General features: G+C 70.6%; 3 protein-coding genes and 1 pseudogene. All 4 read left to right on the forward strand.

All coding sequences use genetic code 11. From position 1 onward, the window contains the following. Window positions 1-625 (forward strand): annotated as a pseudogene (locus tag ACFU6K_RS33210) (hypothetical protein); the annotation flags it as partial. Window positions 626-825: 200 nt separating this feature from the next. After that, on the forward strand, window positions 826-1,125 hold the full coding sequence (locus tag ACFU6K_RS33215) for a hypothetical protein (RefSeq protein ID WP_380669406.1): 300 nt from the start codon (window positions 826-828) through the stop codon (window positions 1,123-1,125). Window positions 1,126-1,382: 257 nt separating this feature from the next. Then, entirely contained in the window at window positions 1,383-1,925 is a 543-nt protein-coding gene (locus ACFU6K_RS33220; RefSeq protein WP_380669408.1) for a hypothetical protein, read from the forward strand. 262 nt (window positions 1,926-2,187) lie between these two features. Further along, window positions 2,188-3,992: trypsin-like serine protease (locus tag ACFU6K_RS33225; protein ID WP_380669410.1), on the forward strand; the 1,805-nt coding region annotated here is incomplete at its 3' end.

Genomic DNA, 3,992 nt, shown 5'->3' on the forward strand with positions numbered 1-3,992 from the left:
GGCCGCGGCCAGCGCGAGCGCGGCGGGCAAGGACGCCGCCACGGCGTCGCAGGCCGCGAGCGACGCCCACGCCATCGCCGCCCAGAAGCGCGCGCAGGAGCAGGCCGCTGCCGCCGCCGCCGCGGCGGCCCAGGCGAAGGCCAACGAGGCCAACCACGTCGACCCGGTGAACACGCCGGCCAACGACAAGGTGACCACGCCGGCTCCGGCTCCCGAGAAGCCGGCTCCGGGCTCTCCGCCGAAGGACGACAAGCAGCTGTTCAAGGACTACGGAGACTTCCTGGGCAGTGTCAGCACCTGGAGCGGGTTCGTCGCGGCCGGCCTGATGCTCATTCCGGGTGGTCAGCCCTTCGCTGCCGCCGTCGGTACGTTCTCGCTGGTGACGGGCGTGGCCGCGGCCCTGTACACCGGGATCGGCTACGGCTTCAGCAGCGACAAGTTCATCGGTTCGGTGGCGACCGTCGGCCTCTCCCTGATCGGTGGCCGAGTGGTCGGCGCGATCGAGAAGGGCGCGGCGGAAGCGGCCAAGTTCGGCGTGAAGGTGACCGAGAAGGTCGGCGAGAGGCTGGTGAAGGCCGGACACAGTGCCGTCTCGTCCGTCGTCGGCTGGTTCACCAGCGACTGATCAGGTGATCGCTAGGCAGTGAGCGATCGGCCGTGTTCGAATGGCCGTGACAGAACAGCGCTGTGGAGCCCGCGTCCGACGCGGGCTCCACAGCCGCGACGAGGGGGTGTGCGGTGTATCCGTTGGGGCTTGGTGCCGTGTCGTGGTGGTGGCTCGCGATCCTGGCGACCGCGGTGTTCTGGGCGGTCCTGGTACCGGGAATGCCCACGCGCACGCACCGGATCAGCATGGCGCTGGCGCCGGCCGCGATGGCGGTCTTCGGCCTCGGCAGCTACTACGCGAAGCACATGGACGCGGCCGTGGTGCTCGCCATGTACTCGTTCGCGGTGGTGTCCTTCCCGGTGGGAATGGTCGGCCACCGCAGGAAGTTCGCGCAGCGCCTGATGGAGGCGAAGGAGCGGGGCGAGTCGGAGGAGAACACGTGGCCTCCCGCCATGATGGCGCAGGTCTTCGTGTCCCTTGTCGTATTCGGGACCGCGGCGATCTGGACCACCCGGTAGCGGCTCGGTCCGCGGCCCACCCGCCCGTGCCGACCTCCTTCCCGGACATATGAGCCGTATACGAACATGACGGAATTCCGGATGCTTCCGAAGCGGGAAACGATCTTCCGGAAGTCGACCCGCTCGTGATAGCAATGGTGCCGGTCGGGGCCGGGGGTGGCCGAGGCGCCATTCGACCAGGTTGCCGGTACGGGCACCGACTCGGCAGGTCTGCTGCGAACGAACAGCAATTGACGGCTCATCAGGGGGTTTTATTCATGCGTTCCATCACCAAGATGGTCATCGTCGGCGCGGTCGCCGGTACGGTCGCGGTGTCCGGCGTCGTGGGCGCCGTCGCGGCTGACCGCACCGCCGCCGCGCCCGGCGGCACCGCCGCCGCTCCGAAGGCGCTGACCGCCGACGACACTCCGCCGCCGGCCGTGGAGGACTTCGCCTACCCCGGCGCGGACCAGATCTTCGCGGACCGTGGCATCCGACTCAAGAGCGGTGACGGCCACATCGTCCTGGTGCCCTGCGCTCCGGGTCTGCTGGAGGTCGACGCCCGGAACATGGCGGAGACCGACAAGGTCGGCGGCGGCCGCTTCTGCTTCACCACCACCGGCACGTCCGGCCGGCTCAGCCTGGAGCTGCCGTCGACCTACGCCGTCTCCACCTCCGACTACTCCGTCCACCTGGTCATGGTGAACGGCACCGAGACCAAGATCCACGACCTGAAGCCGGGCACCTGGAACAAGGTCGGCGAGCTCACCGACCCGCAGCAGCGCCCGTTCACCCTGATGGAGATCACCACCTCCAAGTGAGGCTCCGATCAGGCGGTTCGACGCACGTCTGATCCCCCGGTCCCGGCCCCGCCGCGTGAGTGGCGGGACCGGAACCGTCCGATCGGCCCGCATCGCCGCGGACCGCGAGCGGCGCGAACGCCCTCCGCGCCCACTCCGCGAAGGCGACGGCCGACTCCACGAAGCCCAACGGGGCCGCACAGCGGGACTCCGACCGCCAGGACGCCGAACGGCCGGGCCGATCGCTACCCGAATCCACCTCTTACCGTTGGGAATCCTGTTCATGCCTCACAACTCCTCGCCCCGCTCCCGACGAGCGGGCGTGCTGATAGCGGCCGCGGCCGCGGCCGCCGGCGCGATGACCTCCTTCACCCCGGCCGGCGCGGTGACCGGCGACGCCGCCGCCGACGGCTCGTACGCCTACACCGCCCGGATCGTCGTCGGTGACGCCCTGCGCGGCTGCACCGGCACGCTGGTGGACCACTACTGGGTGCTGACCGCCGCGTCCTGCTTCTCCGACGACCCCGCACAGCCGCAGACGCTGGCGGCCGGCGCGCCGAAGTGGAAGACGACCGTCACGGTGGGCGCCAAGTCCGCCGACGTGGCCGAGCTGGTGCCGCGGCAGGAGCGTGACCTGGTGATGGCCCGCCTGGCCACCGCCGTGGACGGCGTTACCCCGCCGGCGTTCGCCACGACCGCCCCCACCTCGGGAGAGACCCTGCGGGTGGCCGGATACGGCCGCACCAAGGACGAGTGGGCCCCGCTGAAGCCCCACACCGGCTCCTTCACCCTCGGCACCGTGAGCGCGACCGGCATCAACATCACCGGCACCGGCGGCGCGGCGGTCTGCAAGGGCGACACCGGCGCCCCCACGATCCGCGAGACGGGCGGCAAGGCCGAACTCGTCGCCGTCGCCTCCCGCTCCTGGCAGGGCGGCTGCCTCGACGCCCCGGCCACCGAGACCCGCACCGGTGCGACCGCCACCCGCGTCGACGACCTCGGCGGATGGGTCTCCTCGACCGTGGCCGCCGGCGGCGTGTCGGTCAAGTCGGACACCAAGCTGACCGCCGGGCAGTCGGTCGTCGGCGCGGACCTGAAGCTGACCATGCGGCCGGACGGCGACCTGGTCGTCACCCACCGGCAGGTCGACAACGGGATCCTGTGGGAGAGCGGGACTTCGGGCAACAACGGCGCCTGGGCGTACGTCCAGCCGGACGGCAACCTCGTCGTCTACAAGAGCGACGGCAACCCGGCCGCCGGCACCGGCGCCCTGTGGGCCTCCGGCACCTGGGGCCAGAGCGGCGCGTTCCTCAAGCTCCGGAACGACGGCAACGTGGCCATGGTCAAGGCCGACGGCAGCTCCACCGTGTGGTCCGCCGGCACCACCCGCCTGGACCAGAAGCTGAACAGCGACACCAAGATCAAGCCCGGTCAGTGGTTCCAGTCGCAGACCGCCGTGGTCGAGATGCAGGCGGACGGCAACCTGGTGCGCTACCGCCGCGCCGACGCCGAGCCCACCTGGAACACCAACACCTCCGGGAACAAGGGGGCGTGGGCGTACGTGCAGACGGACGGCAACTTCGTCCTCTACAAGAGCGACGGCAACCCGGCCGCCGGCACCGGCGCCCTGTGGGGCTCCAACACCTGGGGCCAGAGCGGCGCGTTCCTCAAGCTCCAGGACGACGGCACCCTCGCGCTCTACAAGAAGAACGTTGCTGAGACGGTCGCCAACTCCGTCTGGAGCGCCACGACCTTCCGCTCCGGCACCCAGCTGGTGGCCGGCCAGCAGGTGTACGCGAAGACCACCCGCCTGGCGATGCAGTGGGACGGTGACCTCGTCCTCTACCGCCTCAGCGACAACGCGGTCCTGTGGCACAGCAACACCGCCGGCAACAGCAACGTCTCCCTCCGGATCCAGGCCGACGGCAACGCCGTCGTCTACTCCGCGGACGGCAGCCGCAGCCTCTGGTCCTCCGGCACCTTCTGGTCGGCGGGCGCCTTCCTGAAGCTCCAGGACGACGGCAACCTCGTCGTCTACAAGGCCGACGGCGGCGAAGGCATCGGCGGAGCGATCTGGTCCACCAACAC

This window comes from Kitasatospora sp. NPDC057512 (genome assembly GCF_042802135.1).
GTDB lineage: Bacteria > Actinomycetota > Actinomycetes > Streptomycetales > Streptomycetaceae > Kitasatospora.